Origin of the sequence: Aeropyrum camini SY1 = JCM 12091, assembly GCF_000591035.1 — an archaeon.
Classification (GTDB): Archaea; Thermoproteota; Thermoprotei_A; order Sulfolobales; family Acidilobaceae; genus Aeropyrum; species Aeropyrum camini.
Map to the genome: position 1 here is coordinate 1,457,233 of NC_022521.1, position 25,244 is coordinate 1,482,476.

Below are 25,244 nucleotides of genomic sequence, written 5' to 3' on the forward strand. Positions count from 1 at the left end.
CACGCTAGCCCCGGGCGACCCGCCTGGCTATATCAACTATCACCCGGGCTACATCCACCGCCGTCCTCCCTAGCACCCTCACCATCGGCTCCTTACCCACCTCACCCTCATCATATATCACTTCAGGCAGCCTGCCGAGGCCCTCGTAGGCCCTCCTAAGCATCCAGGGGAGGGTCCCCCCCTCCCTAGCCTTAACATCAGGAGGCTCAGCACCCCTATCACCCCGGTAGACCTGGAGCCCGAGGTCCTCGGCCGCCCTAACCACCTCCCTCGAATATCTAATGTTGGCTGCAGCCCTGATGTCGGGGTTAATGCTCATTGCAGCGAGGACCAGGCGGGCCATATGCCTGGAGGCCCCGAACTCGGGCTTGCCCTTGAAGACGAGCCTACCCATATACACCCCTATCCTCCCTGGGAACGCAGCAACGTCTAGAGGGGTTCTGGCGTAGGGGTAGGGTATCGCCATGGCCAGGTTCATGAGGACCTCGGGTACGAGGGGGTGAACTACATCCTCGGCCTGCCTAAGCATCTCCCCGGCCTTCTCGAGGTTCTCCAGGACCTCCCACCTCCCCGCGGGTATGGCCTGCCAGGCCACCGGGTTCACAGGGCCGTGGCCACCCCCTATCTCCAGGCCATAGTCCACGGCCATGGTTATGAACTTTTTAGCGACCTCAACAGCCTCCTCCACGCTCCTCCCCTTGGCGAGGCCCGCCGCTATGGCTGCGCTGAATGCACAGCCCGTCCCGTGGGTGGTGGCCTTCTCTATCCTCCTCTCCTTGAAAAGCCTGTAACCCCCCTTATGGTAGAGGACGTCTACCACGTACTCCCCCCTGAGGTGGCCCCCCTTGACGACCGCAGCCTCCGCGCCCATCTCCTCAACTATAATCCTCGCCGCCTCCCTGGCGCTATCGAGGTCTACAACCCTAACCCCGGTGAGGACCTCGGCCTCGGGGGCGTTGGGGGTAACAACGGTTGCACGAGGTATTATGAGCTTCTTCAGAGCCTCCTCCGCCTCGGGCCTCAGAAGCCTGGCCCCGCTCTTGGCGACCATGACGGGGTCAACTACCAGGGGGAAGCCGTACCTGTCGACAACCTCTGCAACGGCCTGTATTATCCCCGTGTTGCTGAGCATACCCGTCTTAGCAGCGTCCACCCCCAGGTCGTCGGCAACAGCCTCGACCTGAGCTTTAACAACCTCGGGGGGCACGTCGTGGATGGCCCTGACTTCGAGGGTGTTCTGGGCTGTTATACTTGTTATGGCTGAGGTTCCATGGACTCCCATGACGGCGAACGTCTTCAGGTCAGCCTGTATACCGGCCCCACCCCCGCTGTCGCTGCCCGCGATAGTCAACGCGACGGGGATCCTCGTCCTCCTCACAGGAGCCACTACAGCACACCCCCGGAGAGCCAGTGTTATTTTATACATGCCAGTAGTAAAGACTATTAGCATGTACCAGGCTCTTCAAGGCAGGCCCAGGAGAACCCCGGCGAGCAGGAGGGCGAGTGTGAATGCTGCAGCCGCCGCGTCCCAGACACCAGGCCTCCCCACCGCACGGAGGCCACGCGGGCCACGCCTCTCCCCAGGCACCTTGGCTGCGATAGCCTCCGCCAGTATAGCTGAGGAGGAGAAGGCCGAGGCTAGGAGGGGGATAGCCAGCCCCGCCACAGCCCTCCAACCCCTAAGCCCCCTCCCCCTAAGAGCGTCGAGAGCCTCGAGCACCTGGCTGATGGAGGCGTCAGCCTGCCTGGCTATAAGCACAGGGAGTATAGCCAGCCTGGGGCTAAGGCCCAGGGCCTCTAGGAAGCGCCTGAACTCGTGGAGCCCGACCATAGAGAGGCTCCCGCTGGAGGCTAGGGCGACTGAGAGGACCCTAAGCGAAGTATCGACTGCGGCCTCTAGACCGTGGAATACCCACACTACGGCGAGGGTGGGGACGGCGAGCCATAGGACTAGACCGGGGGCGCGTGTGAACACCCCGCCCGCAACTGCTAGGGCTGCACCCAGGAGTGTCGCGGTTATGGGCTTGTCAAGGTAGAGTAGGGTGAACACTGCTAGTATAGAGGCCATGGCTGTGAGGGGATGCAGCCTCGGGCTCACCGTCCAACACCGTAAACACATCGAGCCGTGCAGCGCGGGTCTAACCCCCGCTCTAGAGCCGCCTTGACCGCGGGACCGGGCTCCAGCCCTAGATCAGGCCTCCTAGATATCGTCTCGAGTATTGTGTCCATATAGCCTTCAGCCCTAACCCTACCCTCGCCCAGGACGACGGCCCAGTCCGCCACTGCGGCGGCAAAGTCTAGGTCATGGCCTGCTATGAGGACCGGCGTGTCCAGCCCCGCTATAACCCTGGCGAGCCACCTCCGCCCACTCACGTCAAGACCGCTCGTGGGCTCGTCTATAACAACCGCCTCAGGCTGCCAGGAGACGGCCATGAGGACAGAGAGTATCCTGGCCTCCCCCATGCTTAGCGTGAAGGGGCTCCTCTCCGCGGCATACTCCAGCCCAGCCTCCCTAAGGAGGCTGAGGGCTGCACCCCTACCTCCAGCGGTTCTGGCCAGGTCCTCGGCCACAGTGGGGCCTAGGAAGCCTAGATAGGGGTTCTGTAGGGCTGCCCCAACCCTCCTAGGCCCTATGACCAGGCCTTTATCAGGCTTGAGCAGCCTCGCTGCGAGTTTGAGGAGCGTCGTTTTCCCGCTGCCGTTCGCCCCTAGGACTGCTGTTACACCAGTGGGGATGGAGAGGGACACCTCCCACAGTCTCCCCCAAACACTCACCCCTTGGAACAGCCACGCGTACACGACTCCACACCCCCCAACCCCGGCTCTAGGACCTCCGCCAGCACCTGGCCCGCCTCTTCCCGGCCCAGAGGCCGGGCTCTGCCCTCGGCCACGAGGTATATGCTCCTGGCTATAGGCAGGAGGTAGTGTACTCTATGCTCCGCCACGACCACACCCTCCAATTCCAGCCTCTGCAGTAGTCCGAGGAGCCTCCCCACGCCAACCGGGTCCTGGTAGGCGAGGGGCTCGTCTAGCAGTAGCACCTCCGCACCGAGAGCCAGGGCGCTGGCGATAGCAACCCTCTGCCTCTCCCCCGCAGAGAGCCTGGAAACCCTCCTGTCGAGGAGGTCCTCGATGCCCAGCTCCTCAGCCAGCCTCACCGCCTCCCTCCGGGCCTCCCACGGCGGCAGGCCAGAGGACTCGAAACAGTACTCCAGCTCCTCCCGGGGCGTCAGCGAGAGGATGAAGAGGTCGTAATCCTGGGGTACCAGCATAGGCTTCCCGAGAGCCTCGACCTCCCCCTTCAGCTCGCCTCCATATATCCTCGTCGCCAGCCCCGCAGCCACCCTCAGAATAGTGGATTTCCCACCCCCGGTGGGGCCTGCTAGAAGCGTGACACCCCTTGGGGCCTCAAGGCTTACACCCCTCAGCACCCAATCTCCACCCGGGTAGCGGTACCACACCCCCCTAAGCCGGAGTACAGTCAAACCCTCCACACCCTACCCAGGACCTCCCCCAGCATGGCGACCATGCGGGCCTCCCTCGCCGCTATACCACATCCACCCCCAAGGCTCCTACCGAGGTAGGCGTTGACCACGCTGGCCTTGTGTCTAGCCACGGCTTTTAGCAGAAGCCCTAGGCCGCCTGAGTGGAGGTGGATGGTGGCGTCGTTCACAACCAACACATCCCCAGGCTCCCCCGCAGCCTCCTCCAACACTTTGCTTGTCCGCACAGCGTTATACCTGGCCAGCCTCCACGCCACTCTACAGTCTCCCCGCGACTCCAGCCTAGGCGCCCTAAGCCCCCGGGGCCTCAGCACCCTGGCACCCGGTATTGGGGGGAGCGGCCTCCCCACGCCTGCAACGTCAGGGGCGAAGTCAGCCACCACAACCTCTAGCCCCAGCCTGGCTAGGAGGCTGGCTATGTACCATGTAAGCCTCGTCTTACCCCTCCCCTGCTCGCCCACTATCAGGAGGCCTGAGCCGTACAACCCCGCTCCTCTCCAGCGCTACGAGCGCCGCCACACCTAAGGTTGTTCCTATAAGAGTGCTGGCAAGCCACCCCAGCCATATAACTGTCAACGCGCTTCTCCACGCCTCGACATCCCCCATGAGAGGAGCGAAAATGTAGAGGGCAAGGAGGAAGCCTACGACGGCGGTGCCGAGAGGCTCCAGAAGACCCGCCGGTATGGGGTTTCTACCTAGCCTCAGCAGGGCCACTGCACCCAGACCTACAAGAAGAGCGCCTGGTATGCCGCCGGGGATGCTGTAGATGGTCCCAATACCGAGGGCCATTCTAACGAGCCCAACGGCGAGGGCGAGACCGCTGGCCCACCACGGCCCGAGGATGACGCCCGCGACCACGTTAACCATATGCTGCCACGGCAAAGCCTTTGTAGGCCCTACATCAATCCTGATGACGCTGAGGGAGACCGCCAGCCCTCCCAAGATAGCGGCCAGCGCAAGCTTCCTCTCAGGCCCGAGGTGGCTGAGGCTCACAACTTCCCACCTTTACCACTGGCCAAGAGTAAAACCTCATGTCGGAGGATATAAATTAAGGTTTTATATGTTAAGCCGTCTTAACAGTCCGAGGATATAGAGGATGCTTATAAACCTGGGGTAACGCGTGGTGGGCAACCTGTAAGTTTACTATCACCTTACTAACAACTACCGGACTCCAGGAGAGCCAAAACCCCTCTAGGGGCCGAGGCGGGTGCGTGCACCCGCCAAGGACAATGGCTTCCTGGCGTCAAGAATCCAAAAGAAAAAGGTGTAAACATCTTGAGTCTAGGAGACATAGCTAAGGCCCCTGCAGTGCTAATGCTGGCGCTGCTGGCGGCCGCGGGTCTCGGGGGCGTGTTCGCCCTGTGGGACGAGCTCCTAACGATCGACGTTACGGTCGAGACGGGAGAGCTCGACGCAGCTCTAAGTGTAGAAGGTATGGGCGACAACGAGGAAGACATAGCAACCAGCATGGGCGAGCCTGATCCCACGGTCAAGGATGTGTCCAGCATATCCTGTGTATTGAGTGAAGACGGTAAGAGTATCGACGTTACCATAACGAACGCATACCCCAGCATAACATACTGGTGTGAGCTGAACCTTGAGAACACTGGCACTATACCGCTCAAGGTGCAGTCAATTGAATTCACAACCGATGAGATATCTCCAGTTGCCGAGGAGTTCGGCTTCTATGATGACCTAGATCTAAACCCGCCGGATACTTTTGTAGTTGGCACACAGCTCGAACCTGGTGACGTTGGCTACGACTTCCTGGTGATTCACCTTAGCAACGATGCTGATGAGAACTCGACATACAATGCGACAATAGAAATTCAGGTAGTCCAGTGGAACGAGTTCACCTCACCGTAATAACAAGGATATAGACTAGGTGTGACGGAGGTATAACCTAAATTTCATAATATTTTTATATAAATGAACAATGAAGGATGTGGTGAAAATGAATAAACAGACTGGCGTGTTGGCAACACTGCTCGCAGTAATGGCTGTCTCTGCCCTTGCAGGAGCTTTTGCACTCTGGAGCGAGGACCTTAGTATAAGCATGACAGCAGACACAGGCGAAGTTGACTGGGAGTTCATAGACAACAGCTGGCAAAGCAAGGACCCATGCTACTTACCCGACGATGGTGACCCAGAAAGTACAGCACCGTTATCTGGAGACGACTGGAACCTATACCCGCAGGGAACCCCACCGTTCTCCTCGCCTTATGACTGGAGTGGTCAGTCGCCGGTGAGGGTGACAAAGGACGTCGGCTGCGACGAAGTGATACCACATGATACCGATGGTGACGGCGACTGGGATACACTAGAGTTCAACATATACAATGCATACCCATTCTACTACACACAGCTAACATTCGACGTTAGAAACAATGGCACTGTTCCTATAAAGATAGCTCAGGTTTGGATAGACGAGAACTGCGATAACACAATAGACCATGGTCCATATCACGAGATAAATAAGAACGAAATTGAAGACCAAGGAGTCTACCTCTTCGACGGTGACATACTGATGTGGTGGGGTAACAACTTCGGCGTTCAGCTGGAGCCTCTTGAGGACGCCGCTATGGGCATGGATATAGTGGTGGTCCAGGAGGCTGATGAGAACCAGGTCTACAACTTCTGTGTTGTACTCCAGGCTGTTCAGTGGAACGAGTACGACATGGTTGTGTCGGAGGACTAACCTAGGCTACTGGTAGGAGTAGACGCTGTAACGGGCAGAAGCGAGCATAGGGCCTATACACCCCTTGCGGGGTGAACATTTTATTTTTTCTCGATTAAATCCGATATTATTGTGCAAAAACTTATATACTTTGAATTATAACTATAATATTTGGGATGTATCTCTTTGAAGTCCGATGGAAGAACTCGGAGTCCGCCAGGGCTTGCCATAGTGCTAGTACTACTAACGATCCTAGCGGCCGCCCTGTCAATACCACCGTCTAAAGGGTTGTGGAGTGAGGATTTGAACATCTCAGTGGGAGTATCTGTCGCGGATTACACTTGCCCCAGGAGCAAGGGGTTCTGGCAGCACCAGTTTTCGGCGGCTCTAGGAATTCAGGGGAGTGGTTTCTTCTCCCTCTCTGAACTAGATGACATGCTCCTAGCCATAAACGGCTCTTCCCAGATTTTCAGTTTCGACCAGCCGTCTATCTATGACAGAGCGGCTGAGGCACTAGCGGTGCTTAAGCCGCCCTACGCAGATATGGAAGAGAAGGTTGAGGCTCAGCTTCTCGCCTTATGGCTCAACCACGTCTCCGGGTATGCGGATGGCTACGAAATAAGTTATGATGGCACAGTCTATGACGCTTCTTCGCTCATAGCCGCTGTTGAGGACGCGTTAGTCAATGGAGACCAGGATAACTATGTATACTGGAAAGACGCAGCTGAGACGTTCAACACCAGCTTTGACTGCGGACCCTAGGGGGATTGCTATACTTGGAGAGCAGGGGGACTGGGCCGCGGCTTCATGGCTCAGCCGGGGAGAGGCTTCCGGAATCGACTATTAACAGCCTGAGCAGTTTAGTGCCGTTGCTCCTTTCAGCTGCTATGGCACACTGGCTCATGCGATTAGGCGTCATAGGAGGTGATGCCCGGCTTCTTACAGCCGCCATACTGGGGGCTGGCGGGTTCATTGCTATGCGCCCCCTTATACATAGTTCGGGCGTTCTCGGCAGGTACCCGCCGCTGGCACCGTTTGGCGCTGGAGTCCTCATGGCTTCTCTATACGTTGTATTTGGAACCGTTTTAACGGGGCTAGGTAAGAGCCCCTATATCCACACACCTTATTATATACTCTACAACTCTGTATTATCTCTAGCACTTGTGGCTGGCGAGGAGGCCTTAAGGACCTCTTTTATCTGGAGGACGGGATACAGGCGTCCAGCATTAGCGATACTAATGTCAACACTGCTCATCATGGCTGTTTATCTCAATCCATCTCAGGTTGAGGGTCTAACATCGGGGGAGGGGGTAAGAAACTTTGCTTCCTGGGCTTTCCCATTGCTTTCAGTTAACCTGGCAGCCGGGGTGGCAAGCCTATACTACGGCTACATAGGCTCGGTCTCCCTAAGGCTACCGACGGCTCTAGCATGGGTTATGATGCCCGTGCTTCCTAACGTGTATACAACGGACGCTATACTAGTGCATGTTATTGTGGCTGTCATAGTCATAACTTTTCTATCGATGACCGCCCAACCAACATTAGGATCGCCTCTAACCCTAGCCGACAGGCTCATGATAGGGTTGTCTATACTCGCAGTGGTAGGAGTGTGGCTCAGCCACGGCCTGCTCGGATACTACGCCCTAGTGGTGTTATCGGGCAGCATGGAACCCGAGCTTGAGAGGGGAGATATAGTCATAGTCTCGAGCGTTGATCCTGGAGATGTTAAAATTGGGGATGTGATTCTCTATGCTAGCACCAACGGCCCGGTGATACATAGGGTTATAGAGGTTCGAGAAGGCGGCGGAGGCTCTATAGAGTACATAACTAAGGGGGACGCGAACGAAGCCCCCGACTCTGACCCTGTCAAGCCCGAGCAAGTTAGGGGGAGGGTGATCGGGGTAGTGCCTGATGTCGGCGGAGTTTCTCTATGGCTTAAACAGGCGCTCAACGCAATCTTACGAGGCTAGCCAGCGGTGTTTTCTGGTATGGCGGTGGGTGATGAGATGTCACGTGGCTTGGCAATGATGACGTGCCGAACATATAACTATCTGAAAGTACAAATACCACGTGGTATAATAGATTTGAAACAACTGATAGCTCTGATGATACTCCTCCTGGGCATGCTCACCCTGGCCTCTCCAGCGGCTAATGCCCAGGAGGAGAACACCGTAAGGATATACGTGGCCACCTACCCCTCTGGCCTGCCTATAAGCGTGGATGGGGTGATCTATTTCCCCAGCACGTCCCAGCCAATCCGGCTAGAATGGGAAGAGGGTTCGACACATACTGTTGAGGTGATAGTAGACACATGGTACACAGATGACGGTGAAAGGTATGTCTTCAAAACGTGGAACACCGGCGAAAATCAGAAGCAGGTATCAGTGGTAGCGGATAAGCCCAAGTCTGTGGTGGCTGTGTATGAAAAACAGTATTTCCTGGAGGTGGTTTCGCCCTACGGTAGCTCAAAGGGCTCGGGGTGGTATCCGGCGGGAAGCCTGGTTGAGATAAGCGTTGACGATACTATAGAAATTGGGGATGGAGTGAGAGCCTCCTTCTTGAGGTGGAGCGAGAGGTATAACCCCGAGTTAAGCCAAACATCCATTTACCTCTTTGAGCCTAAGACGGTGAAGGCCTACTGGAAGATAGAGTACAGGATTCAGGTTTCAGCCGAAGTTGAGGGGGCACAGGTGACTGAGGGGGGATGGTTCGAGGAGGGCTCGATAATAACGGTGACTGCGCAGGAGGAGGTGGGCGATGGCGAGGCGTTGTGGCGCTTCTCGGGTTGGAAGGTTGAAAGCGGTGCTGTGGATCCTGATGTCGACCTCGACTCGAGAACACTCAGCCTGAAAGTCTTGGCGCCTGCACAACTTGTTGCACAGTACGACAGGTACTACTATGTGGAGGCTCTAACGCCCGTGGGAGAGGTGGAGGGCTCGGGATACTACAGAAGCGGGGATATAGCTGTGGTGAGCGTGCCAGATATTGTGGAGGCTGGAGAGGATACCAGGTACGTATTCACAGGCTGGACGGGGGACGTGGAGTCGCCTAGTCCCAGACTAACCATTAATGTTGAGAAGCCGCTTAGGCTTGTGGCGACATGGCAGGTCCAATACCGGGTTGATGTTGAGTCGAACGTGCTGCAGATCCAGGACCTCAGGGGCGACGGATGGTATTCTCTAGGCGAGAAAGTAAAGCTTTACGCCCCAGAGACTGTCAGCTCGGGGTACGGCATAAAATATGTATTTGCCGGGTGGAAAGGCGATTTCAACAGTAGCAAACCCAGCGACACAGCCATCGTCACCGGCCCAGCGAAGATAGAGGCGGTATACGTGAAGAATTACACGGGGTTCTACCTTAACCTAGCCGCCGTTTCAACAGTCATTATTCTACTGTACCTTGGCTACACACTACTTATACCGAAGGCTCTCATAGCGTTGAAGCGGAAGGACGAAAAAACTGAATGAATTTTTGTAGATTGGTAAAAATAAGACTGGATTACAAGATACAAAAACCAAATTATAGAGAAATACATTTGATTTGATATTACACATAGATTAATAAAGATACGTTCTGTACATTACACAATATGCTTATAAGGGTTTTTGTAGAACACCTGTAATATGATAAGGGATGAGTTTAAATCTAACAGGGTATGGTATATATGGGTAAAGGCAGTAAGGGAGGGGAAAGAGCTAGCACGAGGTGTGAGGACGAGCTACAGCACTTCCTAAACCAGATTATGAGTCTTTACCAGGAGGATCCTAAGATGAAAATACTTTTTTACCTAGCCGAGCTGGGAAAACCCGCCTCTATAAGGAAGATAGCGAGGAACGTTAGAATGAGCCATAAAAACGTGATAAAACATGTTAACGCCCTGGAGAGAGCGAACCTAGTACAGGTAGCCTATAGGCAGTCAAACCTGACGCTATACAGGCTATCGGACAACGTAAGGCTAAGAACGCTGTCATTCATGAACTGTACACTCCATAACGTTACATTGTCGGATCCCAGCTCACCGTAAACTTAATATTGTGACTAGGAAGATATCGATATCACCTCAGCTATCTGATTTGCCGTCGTGTGGTGCGGCCGCCGGGATTTGAACCCGGGACCACCGGCTTGGAAGGCCGGCGTCCTAGTCCAGGCTAGACGACGGCCGCCCGCGCAGGCTATTGCCTGATCCATGAATGTTTTCCTGGCTATTGGCGGTTTTTAACTATAAGCGGGGGGTTTCAAGCTCTCTAAGGCTTTAGCGTCCTGTTTTCCTCTTGTTTTGGCTAGCCCGTGTTGTTTATTGTTGGCTCCGGGATGGCGGGGGTTTTCTCGCTGGGTGTTTTGGGTATTTTGCGTTTCACTAGAGGCTTTGCCCATGTTCTGCTGGCCACCCATGCTGTTGCCAGGGTGCCTGCGGCTATGTTGCTGAGGGTCATAGCGAGCCACACTCCCATGTCTTCTAGCGTGTACATGTAGACTAGGATGTATGCTGTTGGTATCCGTAGTAGCCATAGCCTTGCGATCCCCAGGGCTGATATGAAAGCCGTCCTGCCGCTCCCCCGGGCTACCCCCATGGCCGTGAAGAACGCGCCCAGGAATGGCATGCCCAGTGCTACTATGGATATCATCCGTTCAGCGTAGAACTGCACCTCATCTATGCTGGTGAATATTGAGACAAGAACCTCTCTACCACCTATTATGGCGAGAGCCCCTATGAAGAGGAGGCCGAACACGAGGGCCACCCCCACATACGCCGCTTTAATCGCCCTTGGGATGTTACCCGCTCCGAGGTTCTGACCCACTACTGTCGCCGTTGCTATGTTGAAGCCGAATGTGGCGGACTGGACTATGTGTATTATAACTAGGGAGACGTTGTAAGCCGCAACCACGGGGGGCCCGAGCCTCGCCACTATCCCCATCATAACCAGGAATCCCAAGCTAACAACAAGCCTCTGGAGCGAAACGGGGCCGCCTATGCGCAGCATTAGACCAAGGAGCCGCCGGCTTGGCATGCTGGGCTTCACACTGAAACCGGGTGCGCCCTTGAATAGTAGGTAGAAGGCTATGGAGACGGCCGCTGCCCTGGCGAGGACTGTTGCGACCGCAGCCCCAACCGCTCCTAGGGGAGGTAGCATTATGAGGCCGAATATGAGTATGGGGTCGAGAAGCACGTTGAGTATGCTTGAGAGGGCTGAGACCTTGAATGGGGTTCTGGTGTCGCCGGAGGCCGCCATTATGGCGTTGAAGTAGAAGAGGGCTAGCATGAAGGGCATGCCTAGAGCCTCGACGAGAGTGTAGGCCAGCGCTACCTCCAGGCTCCTGCCTGTGAAGCCCTGGAGTATGAAGACGGTCTGAGCGGCGAGTATTATGGCTAGGGCGCTGGCTACTCCCAGTATTAGGGTGGCGCCTAGGAGTTGGGAGGCGTACCTCTGGGCGGATGCATAGTCTCTAGCGCCTATCGCCTGAGACACTAGGGTGGTTAGTGTGGTGTTAACCCCCATCCCGAGGCCCGCGAAGAGCCATAGGAGCGGGCTGGCGGCGGCGGGCGCGGCGAGATCTTCGGTGCTAACCCTCCCTAGGAATATGGCGTCGACGCTCTCCTGCGTGGCCGCTAATAGCCTGGCAGCGACTATAGGGGTAGCCAGGGCCAGTATGACCTTCACTATAGGCCCCTTGGTGACCCACGCTCTCTTCCTGTCGAGGGCTTCTCTGTCCAATGTCCCGCCGAACACCTCTATATTGGAAGCCGAAAGTATGCTTATAAAGGTTTGAAGTGGCTGGTGGGACCACGGGGGGATCTTGCAAGGATCCTGCAGATCGAGACATCTCGACCTCAAAAGTATAGCGAGGCTGGCGTCAGAGGTTTACAGGCTCAGTCTAGCCACCATAACCCCCAGGGATGATGCAGCACAGCTCCTCGAGGCCTCTAGGGTCCAGGCCTTGACAGTCTACCGTAAGATAAGGGGTAGTTGCCTGGAGAGGAGGACGGCTGAGTCAGCCCAGCTTGCTTTCGAGATTGCGAGCATGGAGCCTTTAGGCAGGGGGAGCCTAGCCCTGGCGGTGGCTGCATTGCTTGAGAGCCTAGCCTTAAACAGGCTTCACGTCGACCCGGACGAGGCGCTGAACGCCCTCGAGAAATCCCTATCCCTAGGAGACGTGGAATACTTGAGGAGGAGCATAGCCGCCATGGCGGCGGACGGCAGGGTGAGGGGGGAAGCGCGTGTTTAGCTAGATGTTTTCGGCGGGCCGCTGCAGGATAATGGTTAAACATCTACACAGGCTCCGGAGGGTCTATGTTAACCCGTATCCAGCCCGCTGTAAATATACCTTTCAGGCCCTGGTGTATACTGGCTTGTATGACTAGAGTTTATCGCCGCGGAAGCCCCCCTACTAAGCCGGGTCCTCGTGATGGGGCTGCGCATCGTAGTAGGGTTTAAATGGGTGCCGAACACTCAGGCGGTTAGGATAGATCCCAAGACTGGCACCCTGATAAGGCAGGGTGTCCCGAGCATCATCAACCCTCCAGACCTGGCTGCTGTGGAGCTGGCTCTACGGCTGAGGGACCAGTACGGTGGGGAGGTTATAGCGGTTACCATGGGCCCGCCGCCAGCCCTGAAGGGGCTGGAGCACTTGATAGGCATGGGGGTTGACTATGGCTACATGTTTAGCGACAGGGCTTTTGCAGGCGCAGACACCCTGGCGACAAGCTACGTCCTATCCGAGGGTATAAAGTATATCGAGAGGGAGAGGGGGAGGGTTGACCTGGCTCTCTTCGGCCAGGAGACTATAGATTCGAGCACAGCCCATATAGGGGCGCAGGTGGCTAGCTGGCTTCAGTGGCCCTACGTCTACTACGTCCGCAAGGCCGCTATCAGCGACGGAAGGCTTGTGGTGGAGAGGACTGTCGAGAACTATATAGAGACGTATGAGCTCCCTCTCCCGGCGGTGGCTTCAGTCGCAATAAGGGCCTTCAAGCCCCGGGAGGTAACCCTGTCAGGCAAGCTGAGGTTCAAGAGGGAGAGGCCGTACAAGATCGTCTCAAACAAGGACCTCGGCCTCGACCCGAGGTGTGTCGGCTTAAAAGGTAGCCCTACAATAGTCGCCAAGGTCACCTACCTCCCAGAGATCCCGAGGAGGGCTGAGGTTTATAGGCCGAGGGACCCGAGGGACGGGGCTAGATGGCTCCTTAGGAAGCTTTTGACTGATAGTGAGACCAGGGACCTCATACTCAAAGCCCTGTGGGGAGGGTGATGGCCCGTGGGCAGGGTTGACTGCGAGAAGATATGTAGCCTGTGGCCCTGCGAGCAGCCTGAGGAGTTCAGGAACGTCTGGGTTGTGGCGGAGCTCGACGAGCGTGGCATAAGCGAGGCGAGCCTACAGATGCTAACCCCCGCTAGGAGGATTGCTGATAAGCTTGGCGAGGATGTTGTGGGGGTTATAGCCGGTCCTCCCGGCGCTAGCCGTCTAGCGGGGGAGATGATAGAGAGGGGTGCAGACGAGGTTATAGTGGTGGAGCATGAGAGGCTGTCCGAGTATTATCCTGATGTCGTGGGGAGCGTCATAGTAGAGCTTTCCCTCAAGTATAAGCCCTCCGTCATACTTTTCGCAGCCACAGCTCGCGGCAGGGAGATGGCGCCCTATGTGGCCAACACGCTCAAAACGGGTATAACAGCCGACTGCACAGACTTCGACGTAGACCCTAAGACTAAGGACGTGCTCCTGATAAGGCCCCCATTCTCGGCTATAATGCTTGCGTACATCAGAACCCCGTTTAGGAGACCCCAGATCGGGACTGCAAGGCCCAACGTGTTCCCCCTCCCTGAGAGGAGGCAGGAACGGCAGGGCAGGATCGTGAGGGAGGAGGTGGAGCCTCCCGAGCCCATGACGAGGCTTGTGAACAGGGTTAAGATACCAAGGAGCGAGGTTCCTATAGAGAAGGCTGAGGTCATAGTATCGGGCGGAAGGGGTCTGGGAAGCCCTGAGGGGTTTAGAATACTCGAGGAGCTGGCCCAGCTCCTGGGCGGGGTTATAGCGGGTTCGAGGAAGGCGGTTGACGCGGGCTGGATACCTCCCGAGAGGCAGGTTGGGCAGACGGGTAAGAGCGTGAAACCTATTCTCTACATAGCCGTTGGCATAAGCGGCTCTGCACAGCACATGGTCGGCGTGAGGGAGGCTAGGAGGATAGTGGCTGTGAACATAGATGAGAACGCCCCTATCATGAGACAGGCCGACTATGCCCTCGTCGCTGACTACAGGGAGGTTATACCCGCCCTCATAGAGGAGCTTAGGAGGCTTAAGGAGGAGAGGAGTAGGTACCTTGAGGAGCTGCTCGGCCCGGAGGCTCTGAGAACCGCCCCTCAGGGGGGCCAGGCTTAGATGCTAGGGGGTTGAGTGCGGTGTCGGCCCAGGGTGTTGAGGGCAGTTACGACGTGGTTGTCGTTGGCGGCGGCCCGGGGGGGCTAGCCGCCGCCACGGTCCTGGCGAGAGCGGGTTTTAAGGTTCTCGTGCTGGAGAGGGGTAGGGAGCCGGGTGCCAAGAGCCTCTTCGGCGGCAAGGTCTACGCCCAGCCTCTGAGGGATGTGTGGCCAGACCTGGACAGGAAGGCTCCTATACACCGGTGGGTTAGGGTTGAGAGGTTCAGCCTGACGAAGGGCGATAGAGTGGCGACTGTGGAGTATAGGTTGGGGAGGCCTGTCGCGTTCACCACATACCTGCCTGAGCTTGTGAAGTGGATGGCCGCCAAGGCTGAGGAGGCTGGGGCGCTTGTTGTGGACGAGGTCGTTGTCGACGAGATACTGGTTAAGGATGGCAGTGTCGCCGGCGTTAGGAGCGGCGGGGACGAGGTGAAGGCCAGGGTTGTTGTCGACGCCGAGGGCGTAAACAGGATGCTGCTGGAGAGGCTCGGCCTTGTAGACCCCCCGGATCCCTCGCGGCTCGCCCTAGGCGTCAAGGAGGTGATTAGGCTGAAGCCCGACGAGATAGAGGCTAGGTTCGGCCTGGACAGGAAGGAGGGGTTAGCATGGCTTATCGCAGGCGACATTACCAACTGGCTGCCCGGGGGAGGCTTCGTATACACTATGAACGACAGCGTCAGCGTCGGCATAGTATTGAGGGTTGCATCCGCGGTGGAGGCTGCTGAGAGGGGTCTGATAAGAGAGCATGTGAGCAGGATGGTGGAGAGGCTGAGGCTCCACCCTTACTTCAAGAGGTTCTGGGCTGGCGGCGACATAGCAGAGTATGGTGGAAGGCTCGCAATAGAGGGGGGCCTGGGCTACATGCCCCGGAAGCTCGCCATAAGCGGCCTTGTTGTAGTTGGCGACGCGGCCGGGCTGCTCTTGAACACGGGCTACACCATAAGGGGGGTTGACTTCGCGGCCTACAGCGGCAAGCTCGCCGCCGAAACCATAATCCACGCCCTCTCTAAGGGAGACACTAGCGAGGAAACACTCAGGGTGTATGAGGAGAAGCTGAAGTCGAGCTTCGTCTATAAGGAGCTGGTTAGGCACAGGGGGATAGAGAGGGTGATGAGCGACCCCTGGTTCTTCAAGGCTCTGCCGGAGATTAGCGTTGGTGTCCTGGCCCGCCTGTTCGAGGCGGACTATGAGGAGCCCACGATAGCGGAGGCTCTTTTGGAAGCAGCCAGGGAAGCTGGAACGCCGCTACCCGTAGCGCTGGCTAGGCTGCTCAGTGTTGCCGGCGAGCTTTGACACCGGATTTACGGGTTTATACCTCCCTACTTGCACAGCGTTTTACTTCTAACTATCATTTTTGATTTGATGGTGTAGGATATATGGCTAGGCTACTCATGATTCCAGGCCCTACACCAGTCGACCCTGAGGTACTTCTTTCTATGGCCAAGCCCGTGATAAGCCACACATCCCCCGAGTTCGACGAGATCCACAGCGAAACCGTGGGGATGCTCCAGAAGCTGTTCAGGACCTCGGGAAGGGTCTTCCTATTACCCGGTAGTGGCAGCCTCGGCATGGAGTTCGCTGTTAGAAGCGTGGCAGGCCGCGGCACCCGGGCTCTAGTGCTTAAAGCAGGGTTCTTCGGGGGCTACTTCGAGAGGATCCTAAGGTCTCTAGGGGCTTCGGTGATGGTGGTTGAGTCACCCGTGGGCAGGGGCTTCGGTGCGGCTGATGTTGAAGATGCTCTCGACAAGGCCGGCGATGTCGACGCGGTTTTCATACAGCACGTCGAGACTAGCACCTCTGTGGCCAACCCTATAGAGGAGGTGGCGAGGGCTGTGAAGAAGAGGGGTGCCAGGCTTGTGGTGGATGGTATAGCAAGCGTGGGGGGCATGGACCTGAGGCTGGATGAATGGGGTGTTGATGTCGCCCTAACTGGGAGCCAGAAAGCCCTCAGCACACCCCCGGGGCTGGCTATAGTAGCCTTCAGCAGCGAGTATTCTAGGGAGCTGGAGAAGAAGGAGCCCCGGGGGATATACTTCGACTTCCTCTCACTCTCCCGCGAGATGGAGTCTACCAGGAATTACCATATCACGCCTGCTGTAAACCTTGTGTTCGCGTTGAACGCTAGCCTGAAGAGGATATTTAGGGAGGGTCTGGAGAACAGGTTCGAGAGGCACCGCGCCCTCTCCAGAGCCTTCACAAGCGCTATGGAGGCTCTAGGGCTGAAGCTGGTGGCGGAAGAGCCCTTCAGGGCCTGGACCGTCACCGCAGTTTACCTGCCCCAAGGTGTCGAGTGGCCCAGCTTCTACAGTGAGATGAGGAAGAGGGGCGTCGAGATAGCAGGGGGTCTGGGGAGTTTGAAGGGGAGGATCTTTAGAGTTGGCCACATGGGTGAGGTGGACGCCAATGATCTAGTAGCGACGGTAGCAGCGGTGGAGCGGGCCCTAGCCAGCCTGGGCTATAGGGAGGCGAGGCTGGGTCTCGGGCTGGAGGCTGCGCAGAGAGAGCTAGCCAGCCTAGGCCTCTAGCCTTTTCAAAACATCCTTCAACCTAGCTTCAAGATGAGATCTAGACTCGAGGTCGGCAAGCATAGCTTTAGTATCGTCCACAAGCCTCCTTGCAACGTCAGCTTTGTGCCTCACCCCCGGGAGCAGGGCCTCCGGGTAGTCCAGGCTCCTGAGCTCAAGGTAGATAGCCTCCATTATGTCCAGCAGGGCCCAAGCCTTCTTGAACTCGCCTCTCCTGACAAGCTCTAGCGCGAGACGCCTAAGCTCCCCAACCAGGTCTCCTAAGCCTTGGAGGTAGGGGACTATAGGTACCACAAGCTCCTCGGGGGAGCTTAGGCCCCTCCCTGTTATAACGTCTATAAATAGCCTTGCCTCAACGTACTCGCTGAAAGCGTTGTTGGCGAAGCCCGAGGACATGAGGTCGGGGTGCGGCTCCAACACCCTTCTCATGCTGCCGACGGCTTCCTCGGCTCTTCTGAGATGGCCTCTAGCCTCCTCTAGACTCCCCTTGTGCACGGCGGTCACGGCCCACCCTGAGTACCTGACTACATCCCTGGCCAGCCTTATGGCCTCCTCCCTAGCCTTATCCTTCTCCGATAATACTGCTTCAGCCCTCGCCATGACGCTCCTCAGCTTATCCCTGTCAAATGAGGGTTCTACCCACTCGACCACTCTAACCACCCAGGTTGCTAAGGTGTGCCCGCCCGGGAGGGATATACGTCTGGGGCGTAAACAGAGTCAGAGGGTGTAGGCGGGTGTTCAACGCCGTAAGAATCTCGGCGCCAAGCCATGTACACGCTGGCAACTATGATATAGAAGGCTCCATAGGCAGGCTCTACGGTACCGTTGGCCTGGCGCTGGAAGAGCCCAGGCTAGTCCTGGAAGCCTCCCCGGGTCGGGGAGTCGAGGTCTTGGGGGGTGGCCGTAGGGGGGATGTAGAGAGGTTCGCCAGGCTGTACCTGGAGAAGGCTGAATCCCGGGGGTGTAGTGTTGGGGGTGTGAGACTCAGGATCCATAGGGAGATACCAGCCCACGTTGGCCTAGGCTCCACCACCGCTCTCGCCCTATCAATAGGGGCATCCGTATACAGGATATGCGGGATAGAGCCTCTCGACTTAAAGGAGCTCGCAGTCGCGGCGGGGAGGAGCCTGGTATCAGCCCTAGGCCTCTACAGCTTCGAGCAGGGGGGGCTCATAGTGGACGGTGGCTTCGTAAGGGGGGAGCGGAGACCCCCACCCCTGGTTTTCAGGATGCATGTTCCAAGATCGGTCAGGGTGGTGGCCGCGCTTCCCGAGAGGCCTATACCGCGGATCCTTGATATTAAGAGGAGGGAGGAGGAGCTGCTCTCTAGGATGCCTTCTATGGACCCCGGCATGGCGGGGTGGGCGTCGAGGGTTGTTCTACTCGGTATAATGGCAAACGCGGCCGAGGGCAGGTGGGGCGACGCTGCGAGGTGGATGGGCGAGTTTAACAGAAGGCTCGGCGAGTACTGGGCTGGAGAGCAGGGCGGGGTGTACTGTTGCAGCGAGGCCGAGGAGATAATCAGCGCGATTGTCGATGCGGGGGCTTGGAGCGGCCTTCAGAGCAGCTGGGGGCCAACCGTCTACGGGCTCGTCCCTGCAAGGAGGGTCTCCGACGTAGTGGATGCTGCCAGGAAGGCTGTCGAGAAGGTTGGTGGGGGCCGTGTTTGGGCTACTAGCGTTGATAACGTGGGGGCTGTTATATCGAGTGTTTAGCGCATCTTCACAAGGGCGAAGGAGCCTAGTATAGTGCCCACCACTATCCACACCAGCATGGAGTACATAAGGCTGTCTATAAGGCCGAGCTGGAGGCCGACCGACGCGGCTATTATCGTCACCGTCAGTAGCATGGCAGTGCTCGATGCAGCTATAAGCGAGGACCTCCTGCTTGAGCCGGTGAACCTAAAGTAGATGTAGACGGTGTAGGTCCTCGCCAGAGCAAGGGCAACGCCCCCCGCGAGGGCCAGGGCTACGTAGTGGAGGGGTATCCCCGGGTCGATGCTCATCCCCGAGGCTATGAAGAAGAACGGCGTGAAGAACCCCGTTGCCAGGCTCTCGAGCTTCTCCCGGAGCTGCACCCTCGTCCTCACGGTCTCCGACGCTATCACCCCGAGTATGAAGCTTGTTAGTACACTATGGACCCCCACAAAGTCGCTGAGAAACCCGAGTATGATCACCGTCATAGTTATAAGCCTAATCTCAGCCTCGAAGGGAGCACCACCCAGCCGGGGTAGTAGGGGGTAGAGGAGTAGAGCAGCTAGCAGTATAGCTATGTAGAATGCTAAGCTGGGGCTGATAGAGGCGGTGGCTATGTTAAGCATAACCATGCCTGAGAGGTCGAGGAGCATAGCCGAGGCAAGTGCGAGCTGGCCCAGCCTACTCCTCACCAGCCTGTAAGAAGAGAGGAGGAGGTAGGTGAGGGCCACGCTGGTGGCCGAGAGCGATGCAAATATGACTAGGGAGGAGGTCAGATTAAGCCCCAGGGTAATGTGGAGAGCAGCTGTCAAAGCCAGGGGGGCTAGGGCTGAAACTAAAGCCACTATAACAGCCTGAGGCAATATGCCCCTGAGGAGGGCAAGGTCGATCTCGCTTCCCGCCATGAAGAGAAGCAGGTTCGCCCCTATTGCCGCTAGAAGGGCGAGGACCTCGGTGGACTTGACGCCCCAGAACGCCAGTTGGGCGCCCATTACGATCTCAACCACCCCGGGCGGCAGACCTACAATGTGGGCTATCCTCGTGGCGACTAGGATGTAGAAGGCGACGAGGACGATAACGAGTATGTCGTACTCAACCTCAAACTCGAACTCTACAACCCCCAGGCTGAAATGGCCCCCCTTCTCCGCGATAATCTCGAATACATAAGTGGCTGCAAAGACAGCGGCAACCATCGCAACTAGGGTTAGTAGCGGGCCAACCCTGGCATTGTCTATCCTATCGGAAAGCCACCCCACTTTAGAACCCTCCTTACACTCTCGCTACGCCCCCGGCCCCACCGGCATTACACCCGCGCCAGCACACTTATCTAGCTCCTACTAACATCTAGCTCCTACTCATCATTAGAGCTCGGCTGCCAGGCGATTATGGTTAGGTCTAGCTTAACCCCTGTTTATAGGGGCAGGAGGGAGGCTAGCTCCTTCCCGGAGATCCTAGTATGCGGGGAAGCGAGGACCTCGGCTGCTATAAAAGGACAAGTGGATATTCGCTTTCCAGCTTTTAACCTCTAGTTTGATTTCCCGCCGACCAGCTCGCGGGATATCCTCTCTAGGAGCTTCTCCTCGCTTACGCTACCGACTAGGGCGTCCACAACCTTTCCGTCAACTATTATTAACGTTGTGGGTATGTGCTGTATACCATACCTCTCGGCGACGCTGAAAGCCCTGTCAACGTCTACCCGGCCGAAGACGATGTCGTCTCTGAAGAGCCTGCTTGCGATCCTGGCAAGTGTATCTTGCATTAGTATGCACCTGCCGCACCATTCCGCGGTGAATAGTAGCACCGCTACCCTGTGCTTGGAGAGCACTTTGGGTAGGTTCTCACTATCCACATCCACTAGTATCTGGGATGAGTGGCGGGATATGATCTCGCCTATCTTAAGCAGCTCGTTCTTAAGCGTCCTGGCAACCTGGTAAAGGCTGCTGGATACTGTTTCTTCCATCTCACTTGGGCACCAGACAGGTGATAACACACCCGGGTATTTAAACTTTTCACATTTCACATTTTCAGTGAGGGATAATAGGGGAATGTGGTTTAGGGGGAGGCGGCGTTCGATATACGAGGCCAACTTGATAGCCTCTTTCCTCCCCTACCGGGAGTATAGGGACGTGGCTATCGAGGATCTGAGGTACGCCCTTGGGGAGGTCTACATAATAGCTACGAGGATGAACGTGATATTCGCCAGGGCCTCATACAAGGATCCGATAGAGCTTAGGAGACGCCTCGAGGAACGGCTGCCCGAGGACACGCCTGTCCTCAGGGTGATACCGGTGACTCGAATTGTGCCTGCCGAGGTTGAGGAGGTTAGGAAGGCTGTGCACAGCCTACTCACAGCCGAGCGTCCGGGAAGCTTCGCGATAAGGCTTGAAGCCCGGCTTCTCCGGGAAGGGAGGGAGATTCCTCGTATGGAGGCTGTGAAGATTATTGCGGAAGGCATAGAGAGGAGAGTCGACCTCGGGAGGCCCGATATTCTTGTGCTGGTGAAGCCCTTTAGGGTGAGAGAGGGAAGGCTCGCCGCCATATACGTGGGCCCTCCCGAGGGCGTCTTTTCCAGCCTGAAGCGCGGCGGTGAGCGAAATGGGGGGGAGCGTTAGGCTCTTCGGGACCGCGGGGATAAGGGGAAGGTATCTCAGGAAGGTAACCCCCCTCCTAGCCTTCCAGGTTGGACTAGCCCTTGCGGGATATGTGGGGAGCGGCGGTAGCATTGTCGTCGCGCATGATGTTAGAACCACGAGCCCTCTGCTAGCCAGTATGGCGGCTTCAGGGGTTATGGCTGGCGGTGTAGACGCTATACTGGTAGGCCAAGCGCCTCTCCCGGCCGCGTCGTACTCGGTTGTGAGGAGCGGGAGCAAGGCTGGCATTATGGTTACTGCAAGCCACAACCCGCCCTGGGATAATGGGATAAAGATTGTCGACGGGAAGGGTATGGAGCTCACCAGGATCGAGGAGGAGGAGCTTGAGTCTATCATAGAGGCGGGGGTTGAGGGCTACCTTGCAGACTGGAACTCCGTCGGTATACTTAGAATCGAGAGGGAGATGCTGAGCTACTACATGGAAGACATTATTGCTAGGGCCAGCGTAAAAGGCGGCGGCGACCTGTCAGTAGCAGTAGACTGCGCCAACGGCGCGGCCAGCGGAGTCACACCAATTATACTGAGGAGCATAGGCGTTAGCAGAGTGTATACCCTCAACTGCCACCCCGACGGACACTTCCCGGGCAGACACCCAGAGCCTAGGCCCGACGTGCTCAAGCCGTTCATAAAAGCCTCCTCGGCGCTTGGGGTGCACGCTTTTATAGCCCACGATGGAGACGCTGATAGGACTGCTCTGGGAGTCCCTGGATATGGTTTCGTCAAGCAGGACCTGGTGATAGCTCTGCTAGCATGGTGGAAGCTGCGGGAGAAGAGGGGCTCTGTGGTGGTCTCTGTTGACGTGGGGTCTGAGGTGGAGGAGGTGGTTGAGGAGCTCGGCGGGAGTATAATTAGGAGCAGGCTAGGTAAGATACATGAGAAGCTCCTCCAGGAGGCCGACGCGGTCCTAGCCGCCGAGCCCTGGAAGCTAATAGACCCTGATTGGGGCCTTTGGGTGGACGGCATATATCAGGCTGCCCTAATAGCACACATATCCCTATCAACCAGGAAGAGCCCTAGAGAACTTCTTGACATGCTGCCGTACTACCCCTCGGCCAGGGTCTCGTACGTTCTCGGGGGAGAGAATGAGAGGGATAGGCTCTACGAGCAAGTTGTTGAAGAGCTGTCCCACTCCCTAACAGGCAGCGCAGTGGGCATTCTACCTATAGACGGGGTTAGGATAGACTATGAGGATGGCTCGTGGCTCCTAGTTAGGAAAAGCGGCACAGAGCCAAAGCTCAGAGTCTACGCGCAGGCCAGGGAGGAGGAGAGGCTGGTGAACCTGCTTGCTAGGGTCCACAGGATTGTGGCGGAAACAGCGTCTAGGGCTGGCATCAGGTTATCTTCGAAGGAGGAGCACATTAGCCTTCCTCCCGGCGGCTCTCGCGGCTTCCGAGGCCGTAACGCTCTATTATAGTGTAGAGCCTCTTGGGGTTACGCGCGTAGAGCCTCAGCCTGAAGTCGGTTTTAGTGTTGACTTTCCTTATCTCCACGAACTTCCTCTGCTCGTTAACGCTGACCTTAACACCCTCGGGCAGGGGGAAGGGAATCGCTGTCTTAGAGAGCAGCCCCTTGTAGACTATTCCTTTTTCACTAACAGAATACTCGGTAGGCATGTTTATTGTTATCATCGGTCCAGACCTCTTTGACACTACGTAGGCGGTTACAGTGTTGACTAGGAAGTAGCCTTCAAAATATGCTAGGAAAGCTAAGAAATGCGCTAAAAGCTCGTGCGACGTCACGTTAGAAATCATAAACTCGTACAGCGGGTCTATGAACCTCCAGAACAGTATAAAATAGGCTAGACCCACGATCATAATCAGGTTCATTGACATGAGCGCTTTAGACTGCTCCTGCAGATCGCTCGCGAGCCCCTCATCCTTCATCTGCAGCTCCCTGGCCCCCTTCTCCTCGTAAAGCCTTCTCGCCGATTCTATCTCGGCGGGGTCGGCCTTAACACCGAGGGGGCCTTTAGATCTCCTTGACATGATGACGCTGAGGATTATGAAGAGTACTATTATAACGGCAAAAGTCTTCCAGTTGCGCCCAAGGATAGAGGCCAGTAGAGAATACAATATAATGAAGGCCTGGCTCAATATTATCCGGTTCCTGCTGAGGTACATACTCATAGTGTATTTACACCCTTCTTCTTACCTTATAGACCCCTTTATATGGCCGCTGAAAGCCGGGATTATTATATCAATTCTACTGCGACACCTTAAAGTTAAGAGTTGGGATATCAGCATGCTGTCGGTGAGGGTAGACTACGCTCTCATAGGTGAGGAGCTGGAGGCCAGAGAGGCTGTCTGCCTGTCTTTCGACGAGCATGACGGTGCATTATCATCAATAGCCTCATCTGACTCGTGCCCAGAGTCGTCTCCCAAATACACTATAGCCCTACCTCCCACGGTTAACGCTCACATACACTCCAGCGACGTTCAGTGGCCCGAGGTGGGGAGCGAGCTTGGGCTTGAGGAACTCGTGGCGCCTCCAAGAGGGCTGAAGCACCTGCTGCTCCAGCAGGCGGGCGAGAAGGCGTGTGCAGAGGCTGCTGTCGAAGTTTACAGGGCTCTAGAGGAACTGGGTGTTAAGGCGGCGGCCGACTTCAGGGAGCCAGCTGCTGGAGGCTGCCTCCCGGTGAGGGAGGTCCTCTCGAGTCTGGGGCTTCTGTACACCTCGATAGCGCTCATGGGAAGGCCTGGGGATCCTTACGGGCTCGAGGGATGCGATGGCATCGGGTTGAACAGCCCTCTCGACATAGACCCCAAGAGGGTTCGCCCCCTACGCAACAGTGGCATGACGATACACGCTCACGTTGCAGAGACTAGGGAGATGAGGCTGCAGGGGGACCTTGAAGCGGCGCTGGATATAGGTGTAGATGCGATTATACACGGCACGCACCTATCCCGCGAGGACCTAGTGCTTCTTAGGGAGAACGATATTATACTGGTCCTCTCCCCACGTAGCAATATGTGGCACGGCATCGGCCTCCCCCCGGTAGCAGAAGCCTACAGGGTTGGAGTGAAGATTTCCTTCGGAACAGACAACGCGGCCTGGAATACGCTCGATCCTTGGGACGAGGCTAGGCAGGCTATGCTTGTTGCCAGGCTGCAGGGTGTGAAGGATCCGGGGCTGCCGCGCTACCTGCTCAGGGGGATTTTAGGTTGGGGCTATGAGGCGTTGCGTGTCGAGCCACCCATTATAACCGAGGGTGCTGGGATGTGTGATGTGGCGTTGATGAGGTTGGAGGGCGTTGAGGCGGGGTTAGTGGGGAGGAGCTTCAACAAATACTATACCCTGCTAAAAATAGCCAGGGGAGACTTCTCGAGGCCAGCATGCATGCTATGGAGGGGTGGTTAGAGCCGGCCTAGGCCAGCGTCGATTATCCGTTTTAGATTCATTGTGTCTAGGACGTTCCCGGTTATTTTCAGCTTTCTCATCATGAAGGCTTTCATCGCGTCCGTCTGGCCGTCTAGAATCTCCTTCAATGTGTCGCTGGTGAGCGTTAGGGTGGCTATTGGGCTTGGATGCCTGCCGTCGGCGATCTTTAGTTCGCCGCCGCTTATCTCAATGTAGAATTCGCCGCCGTCCTCGAGTACTATCTGGTAGACTTTGTTCCACGACTGTACCTCGGGGAGGCTCTCCTTAGCCTTTTGGAAAAGCTCTTCGAACTTTTTCTTAAGATCTTCAGCAGCCGCCAATACTAGACACCTACTTTATAATTGAGGCTTGTAGGGGAATCATTTGTCCTGCTGTGGGTTAGTATTAAGATGTTGGCATAGAGCA

General features: G+C 56.6%; 27 protein-coding genes and 1 tRNA gene. 15 read left to right on the plus strand and 13 right to left on the minus strand.

Annotated elements, in window-relative coordinates; genetic code table 11:
- Window positions 1-4: 4 nt before the first annotated feature.
- From ACAM_RS07615 to thiW, 6 genes are all read right to left on the minus strand, one after another.
- Window positions 5-1,387 (minus strand): bifunctional hydroxymethylpyrimidine kinase/phosphomethylpyrimidine kinase, encoded by a 1,383-nt coding sequence (locus ACAM_RS07615; protein ID WP_022542237.1) that lies wholly within the window; start codon window positions 1,385-1,387, stop codon window positions 5-7.
- Window positions 1,388-1,462: 75 nt separating this feature from the next.
- Window positions 1,463-2,098 carry an energy-coupling factor transporter transmembrane component T family protein gene (locus tag ACAM_RS07620; RefSeq protein WP_022542238.1) on the minus strand — a complete coding sequence of 212 codons (636 nt, stop codon included), beginning with the start codon at window positions 2,096-2,098 and terminating at the stop codon, window positions 1,463-1,465.
- Entirely contained in the window at window positions 2,095-2,799 is a 705-nt protein-coding gene (locus ACAM_RS07625; protein ID WP_022542239.1) for an ATP-binding cassette domain-containing protein, read from the minus strand. The genes ACAM_RS07620 and ACAM_RS07625 overlap by 4 nt, the downstream gene beginning before the upstream one ends.
- A complete protein-coding gene (locus ACAM_RS07630) occupies window positions 2,772-3,485 on the minus strand; it encodes an ABC transporter ATP-binding protein (protein WP_062661704.1) in 714 nt (237 codons plus the stop codon). Before ACAM_RS07630 ends, ACAM_RS07625 begins: the two co-directional genes overlap by 28 nt.
- Complete coding sequence (locus tag ACAM_RS07635) at window positions 3,482-3,988, minus strand: hypothetical protein (protein ID WP_022542241.1); 507 nt, start codon at window positions 3,986-3,988, stop codon at window positions 3,482-3,484. Before ACAM_RS07635 ends, ACAM_RS07630 begins: the two co-directional genes overlap by 4 nt.
- The gene (thiW, locus tag ACAM_RS07640) at window positions 3,942-4,496 is read right to left on the minus strand and encodes an energy coupling factor transporter S component ThiW (RefSeq protein WP_022542242.1); all 555 of its coding nucleotides are present in this window, start codon (window positions 4,494-4,496) and stop codon (window positions 3,942-3,944) included. The genes ACAM_RS07635 and thiW overlap by 47 nt, the downstream gene beginning before the upstream one ends.
- A 282-nt stretch (window positions 4,497-4,778) precedes the next feature.
- Between thiW and ACAM_RS07645 the strand changes: the two genes are divergently transcribed.
- From ACAM_RS07645 to ACAM_RS07670, 6 genes are all read left to right on the plus strand, one after another.
- Window positions 4,779-5,369, plus strand: coding sequence for a hypothetical protein (locus ACAM_RS07645; protein ID WP_022542243.1), 591 nt, complete (start codon window positions 4,779-4,781; stop codon window positions 5,367-5,369).
- A 379-nt stretch (window positions 5,370-5,748) separates the two neighbouring features.
- Complete coding sequence (locus ACAM_RS07650) at window positions 5,749-6,201, plus strand: hypothetical protein (RefSeq protein WP_148706478.1); 453 nt, start codon at window positions 5,749-5,751, stop codon at window positions 6,199-6,201.
- Between the two features lie 165 nt (window positions 6,202-6,366).
- Window positions 6,367-6,942 carry a hypothetical protein gene (locus ACAM_RS07655; RefSeq protein WP_148706479.1) on the plus strand — a complete coding sequence of 192 codons (576 nt, stop codon included), beginning with the start codon at window positions 6,367-6,369 and terminating at the stop codon, window positions 6,940-6,942.
- 14 nt (window positions 6,943-6,956) lie between these two features.
- The gene (locus ACAM_RS07660) at window positions 6,957-8,150 is read left to right on the plus strand and encodes a signal peptidase I (RefSeq protein ID WP_022542246.1); all 1,194 of its coding nucleotides are present in this window, start codon (window positions 6,957-6,959) and stop codon (window positions 8,148-8,150) included.
- An 18-nt stretch (window positions 8,151-8,168) separates the two neighbouring features.
- Window positions 8,169-9,647, plus strand: coding sequence for an InlB B-repeat-containing protein (locus tag ACAM_RS07665; protein ID WP_148706480.1), 1,479 nt, complete (start codon window positions 8,169-8,171; stop codon window positions 9,645-9,647).
- A gap of 197 nt (window positions 9,648-9,844) precedes the next feature.
- Complete coding sequence (locus ACAM_RS07670; RefSeq protein ID WP_158318602.1) at window positions 9,845-10,204, plus strand: winged helix-turn-helix domain-containing protein; 360 nt, start codon at window positions 9,845-9,847, stop codon at window positions 10,202-10,204.
- Window positions 10,205-10,264: 60 nt separating this feature from the next.
- Here ACAM_RS07670 and ACAM_RS07675 read toward each other — a convergent pair.
- Both ACAM_RS07675 and ACAM_RS07680 read right to left on the minus strand, forming a co-directional pair.
- Window positions 10,265-10,343 (minus strand) — tRNA-Gly (locus ACAM_RS07675).
- A 117-nt stretch (window positions 10,344-10,460) separates the two neighbouring features.
- The gene (locus ACAM_RS07680) at window positions 10,461-11,894 is read right to left on the minus strand and encodes an MATE family efflux transporter (RefSeq protein WP_022542249.1); all 1,434 of its coding nucleotides are present in this window, start codon (window positions 11,892-11,894) and stop codon (window positions 10,461-10,463) included.
- 82 nt (window positions 11,895-11,976) lie between these two features.
- Here ACAM_RS07680 and ACAM_RS07685 point away from each other — a divergent pair, with 82 nt between their 5' ends.
- The 5 genes from ACAM_RS07685 (at window position 11,977) to ACAM_RS07705 (ending at window position 17,116) form a co-directional block, all read left to right on the plus strand.
- The gene (locus ACAM_RS07685) at window positions 11,977-12,405 is read left to right on the plus strand and encodes a hypothetical protein (protein ID WP_022542250.1); all 429 of its coding nucleotides are present in this window, start codon (window positions 11,977-11,979) and stop codon (window positions 12,403-12,405) included.
- 213 nt (window positions 12,406-12,618) lie between these two features.
- Window positions 12,619-13,428 carry an electron transfer flavoprotein subunit beta/FixA family protein gene (locus tag ACAM_RS07690; RefSeq protein ID WP_022542251.1) on the plus strand — a complete coding sequence of 270 codons (810 nt, stop codon included), beginning with the start codon at window positions 12,619-12,621 and terminating at the stop codon, window positions 13,426-13,428.
- A gap of 6 nt (window positions 13,429-13,434) precedes the next feature.
- Window positions 13,435-14,553: an electron transfer flavoprotein subunit alpha/FixB family protein gene (locus ACAM_RS07695; protein WP_022542252.1), complete on the plus strand. Its 1,119-nt coding sequence runs from the start codon at window positions 13,435-13,437 to the stop codon at window positions 14,551-14,553.
- A gap of 20 nt (window positions 14,554-14,573) precedes the next feature.
- Window positions 14,574-15,884 carry an FAD-dependent oxidoreductase gene (locus ACAM_RS07700; RefSeq protein WP_022542253.1) on the plus strand — a complete coding sequence of 437 codons (1,311 nt, stop codon included), beginning with the start codon at window positions 14,574-14,576 and terminating at the stop codon, window positions 15,882-15,884.
- An 83-nt stretch (window positions 15,885-15,967) separates the two neighbouring features.
- Window positions 15,968-17,116, plus strand: a complete 1,149-nt coding sequence (locus ACAM_RS07705; protein WP_022542254.1) for a pyridoxal-phosphate-dependent aminotransferase family protein — start codon at window positions 15,968-15,970, stop codon at window positions 17,114-17,116.
- Here the strand turns inward: ACAM_RS07705 and ACAM_RS07710 are convergent.
- Window positions 17,105-17,767 (minus strand): translin family protein, encoded by a 663-nt coding sequence (locus tag ACAM_RS07710; protein WP_022542255.1) that lies wholly within the window; start codon window positions 17,765-17,767, stop codon window positions 17,105-17,107. The two genes, ACAM_RS07705 and ACAM_RS07710, sit on opposite strands and share 12 nt — an antisense overlap.
- An 83-nt stretch (window positions 17,768-17,850) precedes the next feature.
- Between ACAM_RS07710 and ACAM_RS07715 the strand changes: the two genes are divergently transcribed.
- On the plus strand, window positions 17,851-18,831 hold the full coding sequence (locus ACAM_RS07715) for a GHMP family kinase ATP-binding protein (protein WP_022542256.1): 981 nt from the start codon (window positions 17,851-17,853) through the stop codon (window positions 18,829-18,831).
- Here the strand turns inward: ACAM_RS07715 and ACAM_RS07720 are convergent.
- Window positions 18,828-20,066, minus strand: coding sequence for a cation:proton antiporter (locus ACAM_RS07720; protein ID WP_022542257.1), 1,239 nt, complete (start codon window positions 20,064-20,066; stop codon window positions 18,828-18,830). The genes ACAM_RS07715 and ACAM_RS07720 overlap by 4 nt on opposite strands.
- Window positions 20,067-20,335: 269 nt before the next feature.
- Complete coding sequence (locus ACAM_RS07725; protein ID WP_022542258.1) at window positions 20,336-20,770, minus strand: thioredoxin family protein; 435 nt, start codon at window positions 20,768-20,770, stop codon at window positions 20,336-20,338.
- A gap of 85 nt (window positions 20,771-20,855) precedes the next feature.
- Here ACAM_RS07725 and ACAM_RS07730 point away from each other — a divergent pair, with 85 nt between their 5' ends.
- Window positions 20,856-21,422 (plus strand): THUMP domain-containing protein, encoded by a 567-nt coding sequence (locus ACAM_RS07730; RefSeq protein WP_062661689.1) that lies wholly within the window; start codon window positions 20,856-20,858, stop codon window positions 21,420-21,422.
- Complete coding sequence (locus ACAM_RS07735) at window positions 21,406-22,875, plus strand: phosphopentomutase/phosphoglucosamine mutase (RefSeq protein WP_022542260.1); 1,470 nt, start codon at window positions 21,406-21,408, stop codon at window positions 22,873-22,875. Before ACAM_RS07730 ends, ACAM_RS07735 begins: the two co-directional genes overlap by 17 nt.
- On the opposite strand, the gene ACAM_RS07740 is transcribed toward ACAM_RS07735, so the two are convergent.
- The gene (locus ACAM_RS07740; RefSeq protein ID WP_022542261.1) at window positions 22,820-23,587 is read right to left on the minus strand and encodes a DUF2208 family protein; all 768 of its coding nucleotides are present in this window, start codon (window positions 23,585-23,587) and stop codon (window positions 22,820-22,822) included. The genes ACAM_RS07735 and ACAM_RS07740 overlap by 56 nt on opposite strands.
- Before the next feature lie 115 nt (window positions 23,588-23,702).
- On the opposite strand from ACAM_RS07740, the gene ACAM_RS07745 reads away from it, so the two are divergent.
- A complete protein-coding gene (locus ACAM_RS07745) occupies window positions 23,703-24,818 on the plus strand; it encodes an amidohydrolase family protein (protein ID WP_022542262.1) in 1,116 nt (371 codons plus the stop codon).
- Here ACAM_RS07745 and ACAM_RS07750 read toward each other — a convergent pair.
- A complete protein-coding gene (locus ACAM_RS07750) occupies window positions 24,815-25,159 on the minus strand; it encodes an SCP2 sterol-binding domain-containing protein (RefSeq protein ID WP_022542263.1) in 345 nt (114 codons plus the stop codon). The two genes, ACAM_RS07745 and ACAM_RS07750, sit on opposite strands and share 4 nt — an antisense overlap.
- Window positions 25,160-25,244 lie beyond the last annotated feature (85 nt).